Source organism: Caulobacter sp. BP25, from assembly GCF_002737755.1.
GTDB lineage: Bacteria > Pseudomonadota > Alphaproteobacteria > Caulobacterales > Caulobacteraceae > Caulobacter.
The window spans coordinates 115625-137212 of record NZ_PEGH01000013.1 but is presented as its reverse complement, the minus strand read 5'-3'; the positions used below and the strand labels follow the sequence as shown (position 1 = coordinate 137212).

Below are 21588 nucleotides of genomic sequence, written 5' to 3'. Positions count from 1 at the left end.
ATGCGGGGGAGCTGTCACGAAGTGACTGAGGGGGCTTACCGGAAGTCGGCGGCGCTGGCCCCCTCCGGCCCTCTGGGCCACCTCCCCCGCGTTGCGGGGGAGGAGCTAACTTATCAGTGATCTCTTAGTCTTAAACGCACGTTTGCATCCGGCTTCCGGCTGTGCTCTCTGGGCGTTGAACGCGCTGGCTGAAAAAGGCGCGACAGACCGGGAGAGTAAGCATCATGACCCAGGCCGCCGCCTCCAAGCCCATTCCGTGGCCCGCCATGTCGGTCCAGCAAGCCTATGCGCTGATCACCCAGCCGGGGACTCCGGGCGAGATGGAGGAGGTCGAGATCCGGGGCGTGAAGACCCGGGTCTGGAAGAACGCGCCGCCGAGCCTTCGCGAGACCCTGCTGATGGGGCGCACTCACGGCGACAAGATCTTCCTGGTCCATGAGGACGAGCGGGTCAGCTTCGAGGCCTTCTATCGCGCCGTCACCCACATGGCCGCCGAGCTGCAGGCCTTTGGCGTGCAAAAAGGCGATCGCGTCGCGATCGTCATGCGCAACGTGCCCGAATGGCCGGTGGCCTTCTATGCGGGGATGACCCTTGGCGCGAGCGTTACGCCGCTGAACGCCTGGTGGACTGGGCCTGAGCTGGAGTATGGCTTGGTCGACTCTGGCGCCAAGGTCGCGATCGTCGATGTCGAGCGCTACGAGCGCCTGGCCGAGCACCTGCACAACTGTCCAGAGTTGCAGCGGGTCTATGTCAGCCGCTCGCCCGAAGAGATCAGCCACCCCTATGTCGTCCACCTGGAGTCCGTGATCGGCGGGGCCAACGATTGGGCGGGGTTGGAGGCCAAGACTCTGCCCGCGATCGCGTTGGCGGCCGACGATGACGCCACGATCTTCTACACCTCGGGCACCACGGGGAAGCCCAAGGGCGCGATCGCCACGCATCGCAATATCAACAGCAACATCTTCGCCGCCGCCGCAGCCGGGGCGCGCGCCTTCCTGCGTCGGGGCGAGGCGCCGCCGCAGCCTGATCCGAGCGCGCCCCAGAAGGGCGCCTTGCTGTCGGTGCCGTTCTTCCACGCCACCGGCTGTTTCGCCGTGCTGAACCCGTCGTTGTTCGCCGGCGCCAAGCTGTTGATGATGCGCAAGTGGGACCCCGAGCGCGCCATGCAAATGATCCAGGACGAGCGGCTGACCCAGATGGGCGGCGTGCCGACCATCGCCTGGCAGATCATTGAGCACCCGAACCGCGACAAGTACGACCTGTCCTCGATCGAGGCGGTGGCCTATGGCGGCGCGCCCTCGGCGCCGGAGCTGGTGCGCAAGATCAAGGAGATCTGGCCCAAGTCCTCGCCCGGCAACGGCTGGGGCATGACCGAGACCTCGGCGACAGCGACCAGCAACTCGGCGGAAGACTACGAAAACCGTCCCGACAGCTGCGGCCCGGCCGTGCCGGTCACCGACCTGAAGATCATGACGGTCGAGGCGCCGTATCGCGAGCTGCCAATCGGCGAGGTCGGCGAGCTGTGGTGCAAGGGCCCGCAGGTCGTGCGCGGCTATTGGAACAAGCCCGAGGCCACCGCCCAGACCTTCATCGACGGCTGGGTGCGAACCGGGGACCTGGCCCGCCTCGACGCCGAAGGCTTCTGCTTCATCATCGACCGCGCCAAGGACATGCTGATCCGCGGCGGCGAAAACATCTACTGCATCGAGGTCGAGAACTGTCTCTACGACCATCCGGCGGTGATGGACGCGGCCCTGGTGGGCGTCCCGCACAAGAGCCTGGGCGAGGAGCCGGCGGCGGTCGTCACCCTGAAACCCGGCGCCGAGGCGAGCGAGGCCGAGCTGCGCGCCTTCGTCGCCGACCGCCTCGCGGCGTTCAAGGTGCCGGTAAAGGTGGTCTTCTGGCCTGAGACCTTGCCACGAAATGCAAATGGCAAGATCATGAAGAACGAGCTGAAAAAGGTGTTCGTGGAGGGGTGATTCCTCCATTGCTGGAGAACGAAGGGCCCGCATCCATGATGCGGGCCCTTCTTCATTAGGCGCTCACTGGCGGTTGCCGGTGCGCCCAGGGCTGAGCCGCTTCCAGCTGATAGGCCAGGCCCAGCAGCGCGGCCTCGCCGCCAGCGCGTCCGGCCAATTGGACGCCCACCGGCAGGCCACTGGCCGTCCAGTGTAGCGGCACGCTCATGGCTGGCGCGCCGGCGACGTTCTGCACCGGGGTGTAGCCGACATAGGCCATCAGTCGCGCCTGCAACTCTTCGAACGGAACCCAACCGGCGACGTAGCCCAGCTCGACGGGCGGCTTGCCCAGGACGGGCGACAGGATGACATCGTACCTCGTGAGCCAAGCGTCATAGACGCCCATCGAGGCGTTGAGACGCTGCATGGCCGCCGGCAGGGCGTCCTTGGGCAGCTTGCCGACCAGCTCGGCCATGCCCAGGGTGAAGGGCTCCAGCAGACTGGCGTCCGGCTTGCGACCCATGGCCTTGGTGACGCCCGCGACCAGTTCGGCCGCGCCGCTGGCCCACAGCACGGTGAAGTCCTGGCCAAACTGCGCGCCGTCTATCGGCAGGGCGGTGGGCTCGACCCTGTGGCCAAGGTCCCTCAGCAGCTTGGCGGCGTTCTCGACGGCGGTCCGCACCTCGGGATCCGGCGCCAGACCCGTGCCGCCATTCATAAGAACGCCGACTCTCAGCTTCTTCTTCAGCGGCTGGCCGATCATACCGATCGGCTTGAAGGGGGCGCTGGCGTCGGTGCGCTCGGTCGCCGCGAACATGGCGGCTGAGTCGCGGACGCTGTGGGTCAGCACATGCGAGACCGACAGGTCGATACCCCAGCTGCTCGGCCTGTTGGGGATCATCCGCCCGCGCGAGGGCTTCAGGCCAAAGAGGCCGCAATTGGCGGCGGGAATCCGGATCGAGCCACCGCCGTCGCTGGCGTGGGCGATCGCGACCATGCCCGAGGCCACGGCCGCCGCGGCGCCGCCCGACGAGCCACCGGACGAGTGCTTGGTGTTCCAGGGATTGCGGGTTGGCAGGAAGCCCATCGGCTCGGTCGTCGGCAGGAAGCCGTACTCTGGCGTCGTCGACTTGCCCAAGGTGATCAGGCCCGCCGCGTCAAAGGCGTCGATATAGGCCGTCTGCTCCTTGTCGGGCTTGGCGCCCTGGGTGACGCGCGTGCCATAGCGTGTGCGCAGTCCCTTGTACGGATCGAGGTCCTTGACCAGGAACGGCACGCCCGCGAACGGGCCGGAAAGCTTGCCGGCTTTCGCCTTGTCCAACGCGCGCTCGAAGTCGGAGGCGACCAGGGCCTGGACCTGCGGCTGTAGCGTTTCGATCCGCTGGATGGCCGCCTCGACCAGTTCGGCTGCGCTGACCTCTTTGCGGCTCACTCGGCCGGCCAACTCGGTGGCGTCGGGCGTCCACGGCGCGGGGGCGGCGGACGACTTGGGCTTGGCGAAGGCCGAAGGTGCGGCCGCGATCGCGGCGGTGGCGGCCAAGAGGCCGCGGCGGCTGAAATACATGAACTCATCTCCCACGAGCCGGCGTCTTTCGCGCCGGTGATCGCGGTTAAGTTGGCCCGGAAGAGACCTCGACCGCAAGCCTGTGCTAAACGGCCGCTTTCGGTTTTCGGGGAGGCGTCGTGGCCCGCAAGCGCATCGACCAGTTGCTCGTCGAGCGGGGTGTTCTCGACAGCCGCGCCAAGGCGCGCGCGGCTATCGAGGCGGGGCGGGTGACGGTGGCGGGCAGGGTGGTCGCCAAGCCCTCGGAAAGTGTCGACGAGGACGCTCAGATTGTCGCCGAAGCCGCCCATCCCTGGGTCGGGCGCGGAGCGCTGAAGCTGGCCCATGCGCTGGACCTGTGGCCTATCGCGGTGGACGGGCTGATCGCGATTGATGTCGGCGCGTCAACGGGCGGCTTCACCGAGGTGCTGCTGTCGCGCGGTGCTGCCAAGGTTTTCGCCGTTGATGTCGGCCGTGATCAGCTTCACGCGAAGCTGAAGGGAGACGACCGCGTCATTGACCTGTCGGGCGTCGACGCGCGGGTCTTGGACGCGGAGCGCATCTCGATGTCGCCGAGCCTGGTCGTCAGCGACGTTAGCTTTATATCCCTGACCAAGGCGCTGCCGGCCGCGCTGGATCTTGCCGCAACGGGCGCGCATCTCATCGCGCTGATCAAGCCGCAGTTCGAGGCGGGAAGGGACCACGTCGGCAAGGGCGGTCTGGTCAAGGATTCCGAGGTGATCGCCCGCGTCGAGCGCGAGATCGTCGAGTTCCTCGAAGGCGCGGGTTGGTCGGTGAAGGGGCTCGCTGAAAGCCCGATCACCGGCGGCGAGGGCCAGGTCGAGCGCCTTGTCTGGGCGACCAAGGGCTGAAACGAAATCGGCCGCTCCCGAGAGAGCGGCCGATGGTCTTCCACAAGACAGCAGGTCGATTAGTCGACGACCTGGTATTTGCCGTTGGCGTCTGGGCAGACGCGCACGAAGCGCTTCTGCACCCGGCCGTCCGGCAGGTAGATCGGGCTTTCGGCCAGGGTGCAGCCGTTGATGTCGGCCTTCGGGCGATCAGCGACGCGATAGCCTTCATGGCGCTCGTAGGTGCGTTCGTAATAGCTGTCGCGCTCGGCCTCGCGACGGGCGTCGTCGTAGGAGGGCGCAGGCGGCGGGGGCGGCGGTTCGTTGTAGGCGACCGGCGGCGGGGCAGGCGGCGGCGGGGCGCGGCCGGGCGTGCAGGCGGCCGAGGTCTTGCCGACCTTGGTCCCGATCACAGCGCCCAGCAGGCCGCCCAGAACGGCGCCTTCGGTGCGCGCGCCCTTGGCGGCGATGCCGCTGCCGATGGCCGCGCCAATGCCAGCGCCGGCCAAGCCGCCGCCCGTGCCGCGCTGCGTCGTCGAGCGCTGGCACTCATCGTAGTAGGGCCTCTGATCATAGGCCCCGCCCGAGCCGTATGCCTGGGCTGAAGCTATGGTCGGCGTGAGAACGCCGCAGACGAGGGCGACGGTGACGCCCAGAACGGTCTTCATCGTGGTGGTCCTGCTCTTGGTGGCGGTCATGGTCGTAAGAGAGCTTGTCTTTTTGGGGGCGAGGCCCGGTCCGTTTGTTGGTCAAGCTATGGCGTAGTCAACATGAACGGCGCCTGACCGAGGTGTTCAGCTTCCCTCCCACGCGGTATGGACGGCCTCTGCGCGCCAGACGATCCGTTCTCGGCGCCGAAACGGATGCGAAATGCGAGAATTGACGATCGACGCGGTCGGCGCCCAGGGCGACGGCCTCGTCCGCAACGCGGAGGGCAAGGGCGCGGCTTTTGTGCCCCTGACCCTGCCCGCCGAGCGGGTGATGGCCAGGATGGAAGGCGCGCGGGGCGAGGTCGCCGAGATCCTTGTCTCCAGCCCCGATCGCGTGGCGCCGCCGTGCCGCCACTTCGGAACCTGCGGCGGCTGCGCCCTTCAGCACTGGGCGGCCGAGCCCTATCTCGCCTGGAAAGCCGAGCAGGTCCGTCTCCAGCTGTCGATGGAAGGCCTCGAGACCGAGATTCTCCCGACCTTCGCCGCGCCGCCAGCCTCGCGCCGTCGCGTCGCCCTGCACGCCCGCAAGGGACCCAAGGGCGCCGGCGCGCTGCTGGGCTTCAAGGAGCGCCGCTCGTGGAACCTTGTGCCGATCCAGGAGTGCCCCGTCACCGATCCGCGCCTCGTGGCGGCCTTACCGGCCCTGGCGCGTCTGGCCGAGCCGTTCCTGGAACACCCGAAGTCCGCGCCGACCCTGCACGTCACCCTGACCGGCACCGGCCTCGACATCGACGTGACCGGCGTCGAGCGCAAGAGCGGCGGGCTGTCGGCTGACGCCCGCATGCGCGCGGCCATGGCGGCGAGCGAGGGCGACTTCGCCCGCGTCACCCTAGCTGGCGAGACCGTCTATGGCGCGCGCCAGCCGCTGGTGAAGCTGGGGCAGGCGGTGGTCGCCTTGCCACCCGGCGCCTTCCTGCAGGCCGTGCCGGCGGCCGAGCGGGCTATGGTCGACTTCGCCGTCGCCGAGGCGCAAGGCGCCAGTCGTCTGGCCGACCTCTATTGCGGCGTTGGCACCTTCACCTTCCGCCTGGCCGAGGTCGGCGCGGTGCATGCCGCGGAGATGAGCGCGCCCGCGATCGAGGCGCTGAAGGCGGCCATGGGCTCGACGCCGGGCCTGAAGCCCATCAACGCCGAGGCGCGCGATCTCATCCGTCGTCCGGTGCTGAGCACGGAACTGGCCAAGACCGATGTCGTGGTCATCGACCCACCCCGCGCCGGCGCGGCCGAGCAGACGGTTGAGATCGCCAAGTCCAAGGTCGCCAAGGTGATTGGCGTTTCGTGCAATCCCGGCACGTTCGCCAAGGACGCTCGCGCCCTGGTCGATGCCGGCTTCCGGCTTGAGAAGGTGCTGCCGGTCGATCAGTTCGTCTGGTCGCCCCACATCGAGCTGGTCGGCGTCTTCTCGCGCTGACGGCGGGCAGGGGGGCGGCTTGAGGGGCGGCGATACAGGGCGACGATTCGAGGCGCTGGACGGCCTTCGCGGCGTCGCGGCCGTTGGCGTCATGCTCTACCACATCGGCAGTTGGACCGGGCGGCATGGCCTGGTCCCGCACGGGTATCTCGCCGTCGACTTCTTCTTTTGCCTGTCGGGCTTCGTCCTAGCCCACGCCTATGGCCGGCGCGAGATCGACTGGCTGGGGTTCATGCGCCAGCGGCTGATCCGACTGTGGCCGCTGATCGCCCTGACCATGCTGGCGGGCGCCACCGTGATCATCGAGCATCGCGAGCGCGTGCCCGGATGGTTGGGCCTGGGCCTGCTGATGATCCCGCGCGTCTGGACCAGCGAGGATGGCTTCTCGCCGCTTTTCCCTTTGAATCCGCCGGCTTGGTCGCTGTTCTTCGAGCTGGCGGTGGGGGCGGCCTGGTTCCCGATCCGGCGTCTTGGCGTGATGGGCCATGTGCTGATGGTCGTGCTGCTGGCGCCCGTCATGCTCTATGTCGCCTACGGGATGGGCGGCGTGCTGACGGGATGGGATCGCGGCACCTTCGTGATCAGCTTCCTACGGACGATCTTCGCCTTCCTGCTGGGCTGGGGCTGCTACCGCATGCAGGCCTTCACGACCTGGAGCGCGCCAGTCTGGCTTCTAGCGGCGCTACTGGTCGTCGTGGTGAGTTTTCCGTGGACGCCCTTGAATTGGCTCTACGATTTTGTCTGCGTGAGTGTGGTCTTCCCGCTGATGGTGCTGGCGGGACGGCGTGATCCCGAAAGGCGGCTGGGCCTACTCTGCCGGGTGTCGGGGGCGATCTCTTATCCGCTTTACGCGCTGCATTGGCTGGGCTGGGAGCTGATGCTGCGCGGCTTCCGCGCCCTTGGCGGCAAAGGCTATCCGATCGGCTTTGCTTTGGTGGCGATCCCGGTGATCCTGGTCGCCGCCTGGGCGGTGCTCAAGCTCTATGACGAGCCCGTGCGGCAGCGACTGCGGGCGTTGCTAGAAAAGTCTCGGCCCGGTGTCGGAAGCAGGCATAGTCCTTCGTCCTAGAGGGGAACGAGGACCGCGATGCTCTACGCCATACTTTGCTACAACCAAGAAGACGTCGTCTGGGCCTGGTCCAAGAACGAAGAGGACGCCGTCATGGAGAAGCTGGGCGTCGTGCAGGAACGTCTGGCGCGGGAGGGGAGGTTGGGGCCCGTCGCGCGCCTAATGCCGACCACGGCCGCCACCACCCTTCGCAAGGACCGCGATCCGCCGCTCGTTTTGGACGGCCCGTTCGCCGAGACCAAGGAGCAGCTTCTGGGCTTCTATGTCGTCGACTGCGACTCGCTGGACGGCGCGCTCGATATCGCCAAGGACCTGGGGAAGGCCAACCCTGGGGGCTCGTACGAGATCCGGCCGATCGCGCTGTTCATCCCCGGCGAGGCCGGCGCATGACCGACCTGGCCTGGATCGAGGGCGCGGTCGTCGCCGCTCGGCCCCAGGCCATGGCGGCGCTGCTGCGCTACTTCCGCGACATGGATGCCGCCGAGGAGGCGTTCCAGGACGCCTGCCTGCGCGCCCTGAAGGCCTGGCCCAAGAACGGCCCGCCGCGCGATCCGACGGCCTGGCTGATCATGGTCGGTCGCAACGCCGCCATCGACGCCGTCCGCAAGACCAGCCGCAACGCGCCCCTGCCGCCCGAGGAGCTGCTCTCCGATCTGGAGGACGCCGAGGCCGACGCCGCCGAGCGGCTGGATGGCTCGCACTACCGCGACGACGTCCTGCGGCTGCTGTTCATCTGTTGCCATCCTGATTTGCCCGCCACTCAACAGATAGCGCTGGCGCTGCGCATCGTCTCGGGCCTCACGGTGCGCGAGATCGCCCGCGCTTTCCTGGTCGGCGAGGCGGCCATGGAGCAGCGGATCACTCGCGCCAAGGCCAGGATCGGCGCGGGCGACGCCCCTTTCGAGGCGCCGGGGCCGGTCGAGCGTGCGCAGCGGTTAGCGGCCGTCGCCGCGATGATCTACCTCGTCTTCAACGAGGGCTATTCGGCCAGCGGTCGAGCGCTTGAGGCCAGGGGCGGCCTCTGCGACGAGGCGATCCGGCTGGCGCGCCTGCTGCTACGCCTGTTCCCGGCCGAGCCGGAGATGATGGGGCTGACGGCGCTGCTCCTGCTGCAGCACGCCCGCGCCGAAGCCCGTTTCGCCGCCGACGGAACCGCTATCCTGCTCGAGGATCAGGACCGAAGCCTCTGGAATCTCAAGATGATCGGCGAGGGACTTGCCCTGATCGACAAGGCGATGCTCAAGCGCGATCCTGGGCCGTATCAGGTGCAGGCCGCCATCGCCGCGCTGCATGCGCGGGCCGCGTGTCCCGAGGACACCGACTGGGCTGGCGTCGACCAGCTCTACGCCACGCTCCAGATCATGCAGCCCTCGCCGGTCGTCACGCTGAATCGCGCGGTGGCGACGGCGAAGGTGCGCGGACCCGAGGCCGCTCTGGAGATGATCGCGCCGCTGGGCGCGCGCTTGGATGGCTACTTCCACTATCACGGCGCGCGGGGCGTCTTTCTACGGCAAGCGGGGCGTCTGGCGGAGGCGCGCCAAGCGTTTGATCGCGCGATCGCCTTGGCCAACACCGCCGCCGAAGCCGCCAGCATCCGTGTCTACCTGGACCGCCTGAGCGCCGAGGCGGACAAGGCCTCGCACAGCGCCTGAAAGACGGCGTGAAAGGCAAGCTCGATCAACGCGCTGAGGGACGCTCTCTGGATTCGATCTGAGGAGGACGGGCCCGCCGGCTGACAAGTGTCGCGCTCAAATGTTCTTGAAATGTTCCAATGGCGTGGCATGATCCGGTCATGGCCCAGGCGACGAACATCAGGGGTGCGGTTCCGCGCGGGCGCGGCGCTCGGTCGAACCGTACGGGGCGCTTCGAGGCGCTGGAGCGCGAGGCGTTCGACGACGGCTGGGGCGAGGAGGAAGAGCCCAAGCCACTGAAGACCGAACTTCAGCCGATGAAGTCGCGGACGATCATCGCCCGCAACCAGAGCCCGGACGTCGGTTTCGATCGCTCGATCAACCCCTATCGAGGCTGCAGCCATGGCTGCATCTACTGCTACGCGAGGCCCAATCACGCCTATCTGGGCTTGTCGCCGGGCCTGGATTTCGAGAGCAAGATCTTCTTCAAGCCCCACGCTGGTGAGCTCTTGGAGAAGGAGCTGGCCAAGGCCAGCTACACGCCCGCGACGATCCACATTGGCGGCGACACCGACCCCTACCAGCCCGACGAGAAGCAGCTGCGCGTAACGCGGCAGGTGATCGAGGTTCTGGAGCGCTGCGGCCATCCCTTCACGATCATCACCAAGTCGGCGCTGATCCTGCGCGATCTCGACATCTATGCACGGATGGCCGACCGCGGGCTGACGCGGGTGGCGATCTCGATCACGACGCTAGACCGCAAGCTGGCGCGTAGCATGGAGCCGCGTGCGGCGACGCCTGGGAAGCGCATCGAGGCGGTGCGGCGACTGACCGAGGCTGGCGTGCCGGTGACGGTGATGTTCGCGCCCGCGATCCCCGGCCTGAATGACCACGAGGTCGAGGCGGTGCTGGAGGCCTCGGCCAAGGCCGGCGCGCGAGGCGCGGGTTATGTGGCCTTGAGGCTTCCGCGCGAGATCGCCCAGCTCTTTGAAGAGTGGCTGCAGACCGACCATCCCGACCGGGCGCGGCGGGTGATGTCGCTGGTGCGCCAGGTGCGGCGGGGCGAGACCTATCGCGCAGGCTGGGGTGAGCGGATGATCGGCGAGGGGCCGGTGGCCGAGGTGCTGCGCCAGCGCTTCCATCTGGCGGTGAAGAAGTTCGGCCTGGATCAGCCCTGGACGCCGCTGGACTGTAGCCAGTTCAAGCGGCCCGTCCTTGGCGGCGCGCAGATGGACTTGTTCGGCTGAGCAAGGCTTTGCCGCTTGACCCCCGCGCCGCCGTCTGGCGAAGCAGGGACATGATCTCCGTCGTACTGCTCGCTTCCGAGGACCTGCCTGGCCTCGCCGCCCAGATGGCCATGTTGGTGCCCGCCGCCGTGGATGGGCTGGTCAAGGAGGTGATCCTGGTGGGGGTGCCCACGTCAGGCGTCGACGCGCTGGTCGAGGACAGCGGGGCTCGGCTGGTGGCGGTCGAGGGCGGCGCAGCGGCCTGCTTTGCGGCCGGCGCGGCGGCGGCGCGGGGGGACTGGATTCTGACCCTGCGCGCGGCGCCCGCATTGCGAGACGGCTGGCGTGAGCCTGTCGAGAAACACCTGGCGGGCGGGGGCGGTAGTCCGGCGCTCCTGGCCGCGCCAGGTGGTCTGCTGACGCGACGCCTGCACGGCGTCCTGGTTCGCCGACTGGACTGGCCGGCGAGCGGCGGCGAGGAGCGGGCGCTGGCAAAGGCGCTGAAGGCGCGGCGGTTGAGCTACTAGGCCTATATCCGCCGCTCTCCCTGGCATTCGCCGGTGAAGTCGGAGTTTGTGAGGCTTGACCTACTACGGCAGGCCGCTGACCAGCTCTCCGATCGAGGTGATCTGCTGAACTTGCGGATCAAGTCGGAAGTCGATCAGGCGCGCGCCGCTGGCCACGGCGTCCAAGGTGCGGTTCTCGGCGCCCATCAGCTGTCGATAGGTCCAGTAGCTGGCCATCACCTTTTCGACGTAGTTGCGGGTTTCCTGGAATGGCAGGCTCTCGATCAGCAGCAGGCTATCGCAGTCCGCGCCCAGTTGCTGGAGCGTGCGGTTCAGTGTGCCTGGACCACCGTTATAGGCGGCGACGGCGCGTAGGATGTCGGGACTTTGCAGGCCGCGATCCATCAGCCAGGTGAAATAGTCCTGACCGACCCGCAGGTTGAAGGCCGGGTCGAACAGCGGGGTCGTGTCCGCCAGCAGCTTGTCGTCGCCAGCGGCGCGCGCGGCGGCGACCGGCATCACCTGCATCAGCCCGACGGCCCCGGCGTTCGAGACCGCCATGGGATCAAAGCGGCTTTCCTGGCGCACCAGGGCGTAGACGAGGGCCTTGTCGATCGTGAAGCCGCCGATCGGCTCAAGGGCGGGCAGGGGATAGTCCTCGCCGCCCACGCGTCGCATGGGGCGCCCGGCGTTCAAGGGAGCGTTGGCGTTCAAGGCTAGGGCCAGGGTCGTCCAGTCGCCGCGCAGCGTCTCGGTCTCGGCCAGGGACAGCCCTGCCCGCAGCTCCAGGCCCACCTCGCGCCAGCGCCCGATCTGGGCCAGGGCGGCGGCGCGGCGAGCGCGGGGATCCATCCGTATCAGCCGCTCGATCGCGGCGGTGTCACCCCCAATAGAGGACGTCCGCGTGATCAGCGCTGCGATGGGGTCTTCAGCCTCGCCAGGGGCGGCCAGCCCGGCCAGGGCCAGTTGGCGAGCCGCGATCATGCCATAGAAGGTGTGGGGCGAGGCGGCGGCGCGCAGCAGCAGCTCGCGGGCCTGGCGCTCTTCCCCAACATGTAGAGCGCTGCGCGCGGCCCAGAAGGCTCCGGCGGCGTGTTGCCACTCATCCTGGTTCGGGTCGTCAGCGACTTGCTCGAAGAACGTCCGCGCCTGACGGGCATCGCCCAAGCGATAGGCCGACAGGCCCGCGATCCAGTGCTCGCCGCTTGAGATCGCCAGCGACAGCGCCTTGCGGACCTCGCCCGAATAGTAGGCTTCGCGCGCGGCCCGTCCCCGGTCGGCGGGAGGGGGCCTGCTCTGGTCAGCGACGAACAGCGTCGGAACGGGCGGCGCGGCGATACGCTTGCTAACCGGCTTTCGCTTAAGCGCCAGAGCGTAGATCCTCTCGGCGCCCGCCTCGTCGGCATGGCGCTCCAACCATTCGGTCAGTTCGCCGTAGCGCGCCGCGTAGCGTGTCGGATGCATCAACTTGGCGAAGGCGGCGCGTCCTGCGAGGCTGCGGTCGCGCACCGTGGCGAGCATTGTTTCGGCGCCGTCGAAATCACCTCGGTCGATCGCCGAGAACGCCGCGCGATAGGCGCGGGCGTCTTCTTGAGATAGCGGCTCCAGCGGGCTGGCGCGCGCCGTCGTCACGGTCAGGCATAGGAGGAAGGCCGAAACCACGGCCAGCGCGCGAGTCCAAAGCTGCAAAGCCATCCGCGCGCCCCCAAAGTCGCGCGTCCCCGTTCAACTGGTCGGTGAAACTTCTAGTGGGGCCGTTCGGGTCGATCAAGCCGTTCGGTTAATGTCAGAAGGTCTTGCCACACCTTCTTTTTCTGGGCCGGCGTTCGCAGCAGGAACGCTGGGTGCAGAGTGGGCATCGCGGGCAGTTCCGTGGTCTTGTCCTCGGACAGCCACTCGAACCAGCGGCCGCGCATCGACAGGATGCCTTCGTCGCGCTTGAGCATGGCTTTCGCCGAGGCGCCGCCGGCCAGCAGCAGCATCTTGGGCTTCACCAAGGCGATAGCGCGCTCGACGAACGGCGCGCAGACGGCCTGCTCCTGCGGGGTCGGTGTCCGGTTGCCGGGAGGGCGCCAGAAGACGGTGTTGGTGATGAAGACGCGACCTTCCAGGTTCGCGGCCTTCAGCATCCGGTCCAGCAGCTTGCCGGCCCTGCCGACGAAGGGCTCGCCTTGGGCGTCCTCGTCCGCGCCCGGACCTTCGCCGATGATCATCAGCGGGGCGTCGGCGACACCGCGTGAGAACACGGCCTGCTTCGCGCCCTGGGTCTTCAGCGGACAGCCGTCGAAGGCGGCGATGGCGGCGGCCAGGCTGTCGAGGTTCTGGCAGGCTGCGGCGGCGGCCTTGGCGGCGGCGATCGCCGCGCCAATGTCCGGGCTGCGCACCGTGGCGAGGCCTGGACGCGCTGGCGGCGGGGGAGGCGGCGGCTGGCTCTTGGCCCGCAGCATGGCCACGCCTTCGGCCAGGCGGTCGATCGGCGCGTCGGCGTACGAGACCTCGACGCCCGCGTCGGCCCAGAAGGCCAGCAGGCTCTCGACGGCGCGTTGATCGACGGCGGGGCTCATGTCACCGTCATAAAGCGTGACGGCCCCAAAAGTCAGCGGTTTTGGCGGGTCGCCCACCGAATTCGGAGCCTAGGAGTGTTTGCGGACCCTTATCCACGCTGCGGCGCAGCGAAAAATTGCGGCGGACGCTTGACCGCCTCAGCGTCACGTTCGGATAAGCTGTGATTCAAACACTGATAAGACGGGCCGGTCGGCCCAGCCGGGAGAAGTCATGAGCGAAGACCTCGAACGCGAGTCGATGGAGTACGACGTCGTGATCGTCGGCGGCGGTCCCGCTGGCCTCTCGGCCGCGATCCGGCTCAAGCAGATGGCCGCCAAGGCCGGGACCGACATCTCGGTCGCCCTGTTGGAAAAGGGCTCGGAAGTCGGCGCGCACATCCTGTCAGGCGCGGTGATCGACCCTAAGGGTCTGTCCGAACTGTTCCCGAACTGGAAGGAAGAGGGCGCTCCGCTCGAGACGCCGGTCACCAAGGACCGCTTCAAGCTGCTGGGGCCGCAGGGCGAGCTCAGCTTGCCCATGTGGGCCATGCCGCCCTTCATGCACAACCATGGCTGCTACATCGCCTCGCTCGCTAACGTCACCCGTTGGCTGGCGGGCAAGGCCGAGGAGCTGGGCGTCGAGATCTATCCGGGCTTTGCGGCCTCTGATTTGGTCTGGAACGATGATGGGTCGGTCAAGGGCGTGGTCGTCGGCGTTGTCGGGATTGGCAAGGACGGCCACCAAAAGCCGGACTACCAGCCGGGCATGGAGCTGCACGGCAAGTATGTCTTCATCGCCGAGGGCGTGCGCGGCTCGCTGGCCAAGCAGCTGATCGCCAAGTTCAAGCTGGACGAGGGCAAGTCGCCTCAAAAGTACGGCATTGGTGTCAAGGAGCTGTGGCAGGTCCTTCCCGAAAAGCACCAGCCTGGCCTGGCCGAGCACACCACCGGCTGGCCGCTGGACAGCAAGACCGGCGGCGGCAGCTTCATGTACCACTTCGGGGACAACTACGTGGCCATCGGTTACGTCGTGCACCTGAACTACAAGAACCCGTGGCTTTCGCCGTTCGACGAGTTCCAGCGCTTCAAGCAGCACCCGACGGTGCGGCCGCATCTAGAAGGCGGCAAGCGCATCGCCTACGGCGCGCGGGCCATCACCGAGGGCGGCTATCAGTCGGTGCCGAAGCTGACCTTCCCCGGTGGCGCGCTGATCGGCTGCTCGGCTGGTTTCGTCAACGTGCCGCGCATCAAGGGCAGCCACAATGCGGTGAAGACCGGCATGCTGGCCGCCGAGGCCGCGTTCGAGGCCGTCCAAGCCGGCCGCGCCAGCGACGAACTGACCGCCTACCAGGTGGCCTATGAAGCGTCGTGGGTGGCCAAGGAACTGAAGATCGTCCGCAACGCCAAGCCGCTGCTGGGCAAGTTCGGCACGGCCCTGGGCGGCGCGTTCGGCATGTTCGACATGTGGTGCGCGCACCTGTTCGGCGGCTTCTCGTTCTTCGGCACGCTGAAGCACGACAAGACCGACGCGGCGTCCACGGGCCTGGCCAAGGACTACCAGCCGATCGTCTACCCCAAGCCCGATGGCGTGATCAGCTTCGACAAGCTGTCCAGCGTCTTCCTGTCGGCGACCAATCACGAGGAAGACCAGCCGGCGCACCTGAGGCTGAAGGACCCCTCGATCCCGATCGCGGTGAACCTGCCCAAGTACGGCGAACCGGCGCGCCTCTACTGTCCGGCCGGCGTCTACGAGGTGCTCTACAACGAGCAGGGGACCGATCCGCGCTTCCAGATCAACGCTCAGAACTGCGTCCACTGCAAAACCTGCGACATCAAGGATCCGTCGCAGAACATCGTCTGGACCACGCCGGAAGGCGGCGGCGGACCGAACTATCCAAACATGTAAAAGCCAAGATTGGCGTGATCAAAGCCTCCCGGTTCGCACCGGGAGGCTTTTTGTTGCGGACCGCCTCGAAACCTCGGAGGGTGCCGGCATGACGCGTATCAAAGTCCTTCTCGCCTGCGTTTCCGTCGCCGCCTTGGCCGCCTGTTCCAGCGTGCCCAGCGAAATCACCATGCGCGGTCCGATCGCCTTGGGTTCGCCGCTGTTCGACACGCGCAGTTCCTACGGTCAGTTCCTGGCGGGACAGGCGGCGCTGCGGGACGGGCAGTCCAAGCAGGCGGCGACCTATTTCGACACGGCGGCGTCCTTGGGCGAGGACCCGGGGCTGATCGGCGAGCGCGCGTTTACGGCTTTGCTGCTGGCGGGCGACATCTCCCGCGCTGCGGCGGTCGCGCCGACGGCCGCCGACACGCCCGAGGCGGTCAAACGCCTCAGCGTGCTGACCCGCGTGATCGAGGCGATCGCCGTGGGCGACGGCAAGACGGCGCAGACGCTGCTAAAGACCTCGCCGCCGGGGTTCCCGCATCAGCAGGCGGCCGCGCTTCTATCGCCGTGGGCCGCAGCCTTGGCGGGCGACAAGGAGGGCGCGGCGGTGCAACCAACCTTGCGCAACGACAAGCTGGTTCAGTTCTTCGGCCAGCAGGGCCAGGCTCGCCTGTTCGAGCGCGCCAAGCGCTATGACGAGGCCGAGACCGACTACAAGGCGCTGACCTCGAACGCGACGACCGCCAGCATTTTCACGCTGGACTACGGCGCGTTCCTGGAGCGGCGAAAGCGACATGCGGACGCCGTGGCGCTCTACGACGCGGCGTTGGGCGCCGCGCCGAATGATCTGGGCCTGCTTCGGGCTCGCGCTCGCGCCTCGGCCAAGGGCGCGCCGCCGCCTGCGCCGACCATCCGTCAGGGCGCGGCGGAGGGGCTGATCGCCTGCGCAGCCACCTTCGCGAGCGAGCGTCAGGTCCAGTTCGCTCAGGCCTATTTGCGCCTGGCCCTACGCCTGGATCCCGGGCGCGACGAGGCCTGGGTGTTACTGGGCGACCTGATGAATCGGAACGAGGACCCCAAGGGCGCGATCGAGGCCTTCGCGCGCGTTCCGGCGACCTCGGCCCACTATGTCACGGCCCAGACCAAGACGGCCTGGTCCCTCAACGACCTGGGCGAAAAGACCAAGGCGCTGGAGGTGGCGCGCGCTGCGGCGGCGACCGCGCCGACCGACCGTGACGCCCAGGTGGCCTTGGCCGATCTTCTCCGCTCCAGCAGTCAGTGGGACGAGTCGGTGGCCGTGCTCGACGCGGTCATCGCGCGCGAAGCCGGGTCGCCCGACTGGCGTTTGCTGTACCTCCGCGCGGTGTCGCTGGAGCAGGGCGGTCGCTGGCCCGAGGCCGAGCGCGACCTGCAAGCCGCCCTCAAGATCAATCCTGATGAGCCGGAACTGCTGAACTTCCTGGGTTACACCTGGATAGATCGCGGCGAGCGGCTGCAGGACGCGCTGGCCATGGTGCAGAAGGCGGTCGACGCCCGACCGCAGTCTGGAGCCATGCTCGATTCCCTGGGGTGGGCCTATTATCGGCTGGGCGACTACAAGACCGCCGTCGAGAAGCTGGAAGCTGCCGTCGAGATGGAGCCTGGCGATCCCGATGTGAACGGCCACCTTGGTGACGCCTACTGGCAGGTCGGGCGCAAGATCGAGGCGCGGTTCCAGTGGCAGCGCGTGCTGAGCCTTGAGCCGACCGAGAAGCAGAAGGCCGAAGCCGAAGCCAAGCTGAAGAACGGTCTGGGTCCAGCGACCGCGCCGATCGCCAAGTCGACGGTGGCGCACAACTGAGCTATCGCACGGCCGCTTCCGTAACCGAGCTTTGAAGAGTCATGCGGCTTTCCGCCTTCGCGCCCGCCAAGGTCAATCTGTTCCTCCATGTCGGCGGACCGGACGCGGAGGGCTATCACCCGATCTCCAGTCTGATGGTCTTCGCCGATGTCGGCGATCAGGTGATGGTCCAGCCCAGTGATGCGCCGGGCTTCGAGACGACCGGGCCGTTCGGGGCCAGCATCCCGGCGGGCGAGGACAACTTGGTGCTTCGCGCTGCGCGGGCCTTCCACGCCAAGCTCGGCGGCCCGGTTCCGCCCTATCGTCTGATCCTGGACAAGCGCCTGCCGATCGCGGCGGGGCTGGGGGGCGGCTCCAGCGACGCCGGCGCGGCCTTGAAGCTGTTGCGCGACGCCCTGGCGCCGCAATTCTCCGATGATGAGTTGGAGCCGTTGGTGGCGAGCCTCGGCGCCGATGGCGCGGCCTGCTTTCGCGCGACGGCCCTGATGGCCGAGGGGCGTGGAGAGGTGTTGTCCCACGCGCCTGTGCTGCCGACCCTGCACGCGGTGCTCGTCAATCCAGGCGTCCCGTCGCCGACCGGCGCGGTCTATCGGGCCTATGACGCCGCCGTGCATCCCGATGGGGCCGAGCGCCCTCTCATGCCGGCCGCGCTGGAGAGCGCCGAGGAGGCCGCCGGCTGGCTGGCGGTCGCCACGCGCAACGATCTTGAGGCGCCCGCCGTCGCCTTGCAGCCGCTGATCGGCGAGGCGCTGGACGTCCTGCGAGACCAGTCCGAAAGTCTGCTGGTCCGCATGTCGGGCTCGGGCGCGACCTGCTTTGCGCTCTGCGCCGGCGATATCGAGGCCGAGACCCTGGCCGAACGGATCGAGGCTGTCCGGCCGGACTGGTGGGTGCGGCGCTGCCGCTTGAGCTAGGGAAAGTCGCATGAAGCGCCGTGATGTCCTGACGGCCCTCGGCGGGCTGGGCGCGGCGCCCAGCCTGGCGTCGGCTCAGATCCTGAACCTGGCCCCCGCGCCGATCGTGCCGGGGCCTGGCGATGTTCTGGTCGCCTTGGAAACGAGCCTTGGGCCGATCGTTATCGCCCTGAAGGTCAAGCAAGCCCCGCTGACCACGGCCAACTTCCTGCGCTATGTCGACGAGAAGCGCTATGACGGCGCCAGCTTCTGGCGCTCGGCCAAGGCCAACAGCCCCGTGGACTACGGCCTGATCGAGGGCGGCTTGCAGGGCGATCCGATAAAGCTCCTGCCGCCGATCGCGCACGAGCCCACCAGCCAGACCGGTCTTCGCCACGTGGACGGCACGGTGTCGCTGGCGCGCAAGGAGCCGGGCACGGGGGACTCGGACTTCTTCATCTGCGTGGGCGAGGCGCCGTATCTCGACGCCAATCCGGCGGGCGAGGGCGACAACCTGGGCTTCGCCGCGTTTGGCCAGGTGATCAAGGGCATGGAGATCGTCCGCAAGATCCTGAACCTTCCGACACCCGGCAAGGCGACCAATCCGGTCATGGAAGGCCAGATGCTGGAACCGGTCGTGCCGATCACCAGCGCGCGGCGCATCTAGATCATCCGCGCCAGCAGCGCGACGGCCGTCGCCGCCGGGACTAGAAGTAGTTGCGCCAGAACCGTGCCGGCCACTCGGCTCGCCGCGAACCAGACGACGGCGCGGCGGAACGCCGGCTCGCTCACGCGGCCTTCCATCACGTCGTCGGTCATGATCGACAGGCACGGGTCGATCAGCACGAACAGCAGGATCGTGGCCACGCCGTTGATCGCGGACGACAGGCTGACGGCCGTCACTCGCAATTGCGGATCGAGATAGCCCGCGTAGAGCGGGGCGAACACGCCCACGGTCAGCAAAGCTTGAGCCAGGACATTCAGCACGATGACGCGCGCTGGAACCTCGACCTTCTGCTTCATGCTCTTCAAGTGGGTGGGCGAGGGCAGGGCTACCGATTGGCGCACGTAGGACACCCCGCCCTTGGCGAAGGCGTGCATCAAGAGCTTGGGGATCGAGCGGTGGACCTGGAAGTGAGCCACCGCGCGGGTGAACAGGCGCTGGGCCGTTGGAATAGCCAGGGCGCCGATCAAAGCCGCCAAGCTGGCGCCGGCCATCAACCATTGAAAGTCCGAGAGCAACCGGCCTCCAGCGTCCGCCGCCAGGCCGGTTTCGACGCGTTTTGACAGGAACGGACCCTGAAAGGCGTTAGAGGCGCGCGAGACGAGGACTAGCACGTTGAACAGGGCGAACGACATGGCGATCCGGCGCGTGCGCACGCCGGCGATCCGCACCGCATAGGCCAGGGCGCCGATCAGGTGGATCACGAAGGTCAGGACGCACAGCAGGAAGAGTTGGACGTCCATGACGATCTCCGGTCGAGCGGCGCAGCTTGGCCAATGGGGTGCGAGTCGCAAAAGGAAAAGGGCGCGGAGATTGCTCTCCGCGCCCTTCGGCTTTCAGTGAGAACCTACGCCAGCCTTAGCTGTGGTAGGCGCGCTCGCCGTGTTCCGAGATGTCCAAGCCTTCTTCTTCGGCTTCCGGCGAAGCCTTCAGGCCGATGACCAGCTTGATCAGGAAGAAGACGATGGCCGAAGCCACGGCCGACCAGAGGATCGTGACGCCGACGGCCTTCAGTTGAGCCATCAGCTGAACACCCATGTCGTAGACGGCGGTGTCGCAGGTCGAGAAGTCGCCGTCCTTGCCGCAGCTGGTGTAGTCGACGACGCCAGCGCCGCCCCAGGCGGGGTTGACCACCAGGCCGGTGCCGATGGCGCCAACGATGCCGCCAATGCCGTGGATGCCGAAGGCGTCCAGGCTGTCGTCGTACTTCAGGGCGTTCTTCACGACCGAGCAGAAGACGATGCAGATCGGCGAGACGATCAGGCCCAGGATCAGCGCGCCCATCGGACCGGCGAAGCCGGCGGCTGGGGTGACGGCGACGAGGCCGGCGACGATGCCCGAAGCCAGGCCCAGAGCCGACGGCTTACCGCGAGTGGCCCACTCGACGATGATCCACGACAGACCGGCGGCCGCGGTGGCGATGAAGGTGTTGACCATGGCCAGCGAAGCGTAGCCGTTCGACTCCAGGTTCGAACCGGCGTTGAAGCCGAACCAGCCCACCCACAGCAGACCAGCGCCCACCAGGGTCAGGGTCAGCGAGTGCGGGGGCATCGGCTCTTTGCCGTAGCCTTGACGCTTGCCCAGGATCAGAGCGCCAACCAGGGCGGCGATACCAGCGTTGATATGGACCACGGTGCCGCCGGCGAAGTCCAGGGCGCCGAAGCCCCAGAGCAGGCCCGACTTCACCGGATCTTCCGGCGCCAGGGCGATGGCGTTCGGACCAGGCCACCACCAGACCATGTGCGCGATCGGATAGTACGACAGCAGCGGCCACAGGACGGCGAAGGCGACGATGGCGGCGAACTTCATGCGCTCGACCAGCGAACCGACCACCAGGGCGGCGGTGATGGCCGCGAAGGTCGACTGGAAGGCGATGAAGGTCAGTTCCGGGATCACGACGCCGGTCGAGAAGGTCGCGACGTTGCTGGCCGGAGTGACGTCCTTCAGGAAGATCCGACCAAAGCCGCCGACGAACTTGTCGAGACCGCCGCCGTCGGTGAAGGCGAAGCTGTAGCCCCACAGCATCCAGGCGACGAAGCCGATCAGCGCCACGGTCGAGACCTGCATCATGACCGACAGCATGTTCTTGGAGCGCACCAGGCCGCCGTAGAACAAAGCGAGGCCCGGCAGGATCATCAGCAGAACCAGCAGGGCGGAGGTGAGCATCCAGGCGTTATCGCCCTTGTCCATCTTGTCTTCGATGGTCGGCGCAGCGGCGGGAGCCGGGGCCTCGGCGGGAGCCGCAGCAGCCGGAGCCGGTGCGGCCTCGGCGGGCGCGGCGGCGGCGGCCGGCGCGGGCGCGGCCTCCTGGGCGAAGGCGGTCGCCCCCAGCGGAGCTCCCGCGATGGTCGCGGCGAGCATAAGCCCCGCCAGCGGTTTGAAGGTGAGTTTCATCTCGGTATCCCCTTGTTCCCGATTACAGCGCGGCCGAGCCGGTTTCGCCGGTGCGGATGCGGACGGCTTCCTCGACATTGAGGACGAAGATCTTGCCGTCGCCGATCTTGCCAGTGGCCGCGGCGGCCTTGACCGCCTCGACCGCCTTGGCGGCGGACGCGTCGTCCACGACCGCTTCGAGCTTCACCTTCGGCACGAAATTCACCTGGTACTCAGCGCCCCGGTAGATTTCCGTCTGGCCCTTCTGGCGGCCGTAGCCCTTCACTTCCGACACCGTCAGACCTTCAACGCCGGCGGCGACGAGCGCTTCGCGCACCTCGTCCAGCTTGAAGGGTTTGACGACCGCTATGATCAGTTTCATCCGCCTTGCTCCGGCCCGCCGCGACGCGGGCTTGTTTGCT

At 67.7% G+C, this 21588-nt stretch carries 19 protein-coding genes; 12 read left to right on the top strand and 7 right to left on the bottom strand.

The features are described 5' to 3' along the window. The first annotated feature begins 224 nt into the window (after positions 1-224). A complete protein-coding gene (locus tag CSW59_RS09995; RefSeq protein WP_099443905.1) occupies positions 225-1979 on the top strand; it encodes a class I adenylate-forming enzyme family protein in 1755 nt (584 codons plus the stop codon). Between the two features lie 55 nt (positions 1980-2034). Here the strand turns inward: CSW59_RS09995 and CSW59_RS09990 are convergent, their stop codons facing one another. Further along, the gene (locus CSW59_RS09990) at positions 2035-3522 is read right to left on the bottom strand and encodes an amidase (RefSeq protein ID WP_099443904.1); all 1488 of its coding nucleotides are present in this window, start codon (positions 3520-3522) and stop codon (positions 2035-2037) included. 119 nt (positions 3523-3641) lie between these two features. Between CSW59_RS09990 and CSW59_RS09985 the strand changes: the two genes are divergently transcribed. After that, entirely contained in the window at positions 3642-4373 is a 732-nt protein-coding gene (locus CSW59_RS09985) for a TlyA family RNA methyltransferase (RefSeq protein ID WP_099443903.1), read from the top strand. Between the two features lie 59 nt (positions 4374-4432). Here CSW59_RS09985 and CSW59_RS09980 read toward each other — a convergent pair whose 3' ends face one another. Beyond that, positions 4433-5050, bottom strand: coding sequence for a hypothetical protein (locus CSW59_RS09980; RefSeq protein WP_099443902.1), 618 nt, complete (start codon positions 5048-5050; stop codon positions 4433-4435). Positions 5051-5222: 172 nt separating this feature from the next. On the opposite strand from CSW59_RS09980, the gene CSW59_RS09975 reads away from it, so the two are divergent. From CSW59_RS09975 to CSW59_RS09950, 6 genes are all read left to right on the top strand, one after another. After that, on the top strand, positions 5223-6473 hold the full coding sequence (locus tag CSW59_RS09975; RefSeq protein ID WP_099443901.1) for a class I SAM-dependent RNA methyltransferase: 1251 nt from the start codon (positions 5223-5225) through the stop codon (positions 6471-6473). Between the two features lie 19 nt (positions 6474-6492). After that, positions 6493-7542 carry an acyltransferase gene (locus CSW59_RS09970; protein WP_099443900.1) on the top strand — a complete coding sequence of 350 codons (1050 nt, stop codon included), beginning with the start codon at positions 6493-6495 and terminating at the stop codon, positions 7540-7542. Between the two features lie 18 nt (positions 7543-7560). Further along, entirely contained in the window at positions 7561-7932 is a 372-nt protein-coding gene (locus CSW59_RS09965; protein WP_099443899.1) for a YciI family protein, read from the top strand. Beyond that, positions 7929-9194 carry an RNA polymerase sigma factor gene (locus CSW59_RS09960; protein ID WP_099443898.1) on the top strand — a complete coding sequence of 422 codons (1266 nt, stop codon included), beginning with the start codon at positions 7929-7931 and terminating at the stop codon, positions 9192-9194. The genes CSW59_RS09965 and CSW59_RS09960 overlap by 4 nt, the downstream gene beginning before the upstream one ends. Before the next feature lie 140 nt (positions 9195-9334). Further along, positions 9335-10420, top strand: coding sequence for a PA0069 family radical SAM protein (locus tag CSW59_RS09955; RefSeq protein ID WP_099443926.1), 1086 nt, complete (start codon positions 9335-9337; stop codon positions 10418-10420). A gap of 50 nt (positions 10421-10470) precedes the next feature. Beyond that, entirely contained in the window at positions 10471-10926 is a 456-nt protein-coding gene (locus CSW59_RS09950) for a cell wall biosynthesis glycosyltransferase (protein ID WP_099443897.1), read from the top strand. A gap of 63 nt (positions 10927-10989) precedes the next feature. Here the strand turns inward: CSW59_RS09950 and CSW59_RS09945 are convergent, their stop codons facing one another. After that, a complete protein-coding gene (locus CSW59_RS09945; RefSeq protein ID WP_099443896.1) occupies positions 10990-12600 on the bottom strand; it encodes a lytic transglycosylase domain-containing protein in 1611 nt (536 codons plus the stop codon). 50 nt (positions 12601-12650) lie between these two features. Continuing rightward, entirely contained in the window at positions 12651-13469 is an 819-nt protein-coding gene (locus CSW59_RS09940; RefSeq protein ID WP_099443895.1) for a uracil-DNA glycosylase, read from the bottom strand. A gap of 211 nt (positions 13470-13680) precedes the next feature. Between CSW59_RS09940 and CSW59_RS09935 the strand changes: the two genes are divergently transcribed. The 4 genes from CSW59_RS09935 to CSW59_RS09920 all read left to right on the top strand — a co-directional run bounded on the left by CSW59_RS09935 (position 13681) and on the right by CSW59_RS09920 (position 18736). Next, on the top strand, positions 13681-15354 hold the full coding sequence (locus tag CSW59_RS09935; protein ID WP_099443894.1) for an electron transfer flavoprotein-ubiquinone oxidoreductase: 1674 nt from the start codon (positions 13681-13683) through the stop codon (positions 15352-15354). 88 nt (positions 15355-15442) lie between these two features. Next, on the top strand, positions 15443-17176 hold the full coding sequence (locus CSW59_RS09930) for a lipopolysaccharide assembly protein LapB (RefSeq protein ID WP_099443893.1): 1734 nt from the start codon (positions 15443-15445) through the stop codon (positions 17174-17176). Positions 17177-17217: 41 nt separating this feature from the next. Continuing rightward, entirely contained in the window at positions 17218-18090 is an 873-nt protein-coding gene (locus CSW59_RS09925; protein WP_099443892.1) for a 4-(cytidine 5'-diphospho)-2-C-methyl-D-erythritol kinase, read from the top strand. A gap of 10 nt (positions 18091-18100) precedes the next feature. Continuing rightward, positions 18101-18736: a peptidylprolyl isomerase gene (locus CSW59_RS09920; protein WP_099443891.1), complete on the top strand. Its 636-nt coding sequence runs from the start codon at positions 18101-18103 to the stop codon at positions 18734-18736. On the opposite strand, the gene CSW59_RS09915 is transcribed toward CSW59_RS09920, so the two are convergent. The 3 genes from CSW59_RS09915 to CSW59_RS09905 form a co-directional block, all read right to left on the bottom strand. Next, positions 18733-19536 (bottom strand): lipid II flippase Amj family protein, encoded by an 804-nt coding sequence (locus tag CSW59_RS09915; protein WP_099443890.1) that lies wholly within the window; start codon positions 19534-19536, stop codon positions 18733-18735. The two genes, CSW59_RS09920 and CSW59_RS09915, sit on opposite strands and share 4 nt — an antisense overlap. A 115-nt stretch (positions 19537-19651) precedes the next feature. After that, positions 19652-21187: an ammonium transporter gene (locus tag CSW59_RS09910; RefSeq protein ID WP_099443889.1), complete on the bottom strand. Its 1536-nt coding sequence runs from the start codon at positions 21185-21187 to the stop codon at positions 19652-19654. A 22-nt stretch (positions 21188-21209) separates the two neighbouring features. Further along, positions 21210-21548 (bottom strand): P-II family nitrogen regulator, encoded by a 339-nt coding sequence (locus CSW59_RS09905; RefSeq protein ID WP_004623580.1) that lies wholly within the window; start codon positions 21546-21548, stop codon positions 21210-21212. Positions 21549-21588: the final 40 nt, after the last annotated feature.

Bases quoted from the DNA above. Each gene is read 5' to 3' on its own strand.
- CSW59_RS09995 (WP_099443905.1), top strand. From the start codon at position 225: ATGACCCAGGCCGCCGCCTCCAAGCCCATTCCGTGGCCCGCCATGTCG.
- CSW59_RS09990 (WP_099443904.1), bottom strand. From the start codon at position 3,522: ATGTATTTCAGCCGCCGCGGCCTCTTGGCCGCCACCGCCGCGATCGCG.
- CSW59_RS09980 (WP_099443902.1), bottom strand. From the start codon at position 5,050: ATGACCGCCACCAAGAGCAGGACCACCACGATGAAGACCGTTCTGGGC.
- CSW59_RS09975 (WP_099443901.1), top strand. From the start codon at position 5,223: ATGCGAGAATTGACGATCGACGCGGTCGGCGCCCAGGGCGACGGCCTC.
- CSW59_RS09965 (WP_099443899.1), top strand. From the start codon at position 7,561: ATGCTCTACGCCATACTTTGCTACAACCAAGAAGACGTCGTCTGGGCC.
- CSW59_RS09960 (WP_099443898.1), top strand. From the start codon at position 7,929: ATGACCGACCTGGCCTGGATCGAGGGCGCGGTCGTCGCCGCTCGGCCC.
- CSW59_RS09955 (WP_099443926.1), top strand. From the start codon at position 9,335: ATGGCCCAGGCGACGAACATCAGGGGTGCGGTTCCGCGCGGGCGCGGC.
- CSW59_RS09950 (WP_099443897.1), top strand. From the start codon at position 10,471: ATGATCTCCGTCGTACTGCTCGCTTCCGAGGACCTGCCTGGCCTCGCC.
- CSW59_RS09945 (WP_099443896.1), bottom strand. From the start codon at position 12,600: ATGGCTTTGCAGCTTTGGACTCGCGCGCTGGCCGTGGTTTCGGCCTTC.
- CSW59_RS09940 (WP_099443895.1), bottom strand. From the start codon at position 13,469: ATGAGCCCCGCCGTCGATCAACGCGCCGTCGAGAGCCTGCTGGCCTTC.
- CSW59_RS09935 (WP_099443894.1), top strand. From the start codon at position 13,681: ATGAGCGAAGACCTCGAACGCGAGTCGATGGAGTACGACGTCGTGATC.
- CSW59_RS09930 (WP_099443893.1), top strand. From the start codon at position 15,443: ATGACGCGTATCAAAGTCCTTCTCGCCTGCGTTTCCGTCGCCGCCTTG.
- CSW59_RS09925 (WP_099443892.1), top strand. From the start codon at position 17,218: ATGCGGCTTTCCGCCTTCGCGCCCGCCAAGGTCAATCTGTTCCTCCAT.
- CSW59_RS09920 (WP_099443891.1), top strand. From the start codon at position 18,101: ATGAAGCGCCGTGATGTCCTGACGGCCCTCGGCGGGCTGGGCGCGGCG.
- CSW59_RS09915 (WP_099443890.1), bottom strand. From the start codon at position 19,536: ATGGACGTCCAACTCTTCCTGCTGTGCGTCCTGACCTTCGTGATCCAC.
- CSW59_RS09910 (WP_099443889.1), bottom strand. From the start codon at position 21,187: ATGAAACTCACCTTCAAACCGCTGGCGGGGCTTATGCTCGCCGCGACC.
- CSW59_RS09905 (WP_004623580.1), bottom strand. From the start codon at position 21,548: ATGAAACTGATCATAGCGGTCGTCAAACCCTTCAAGCTGGACGAGGTG.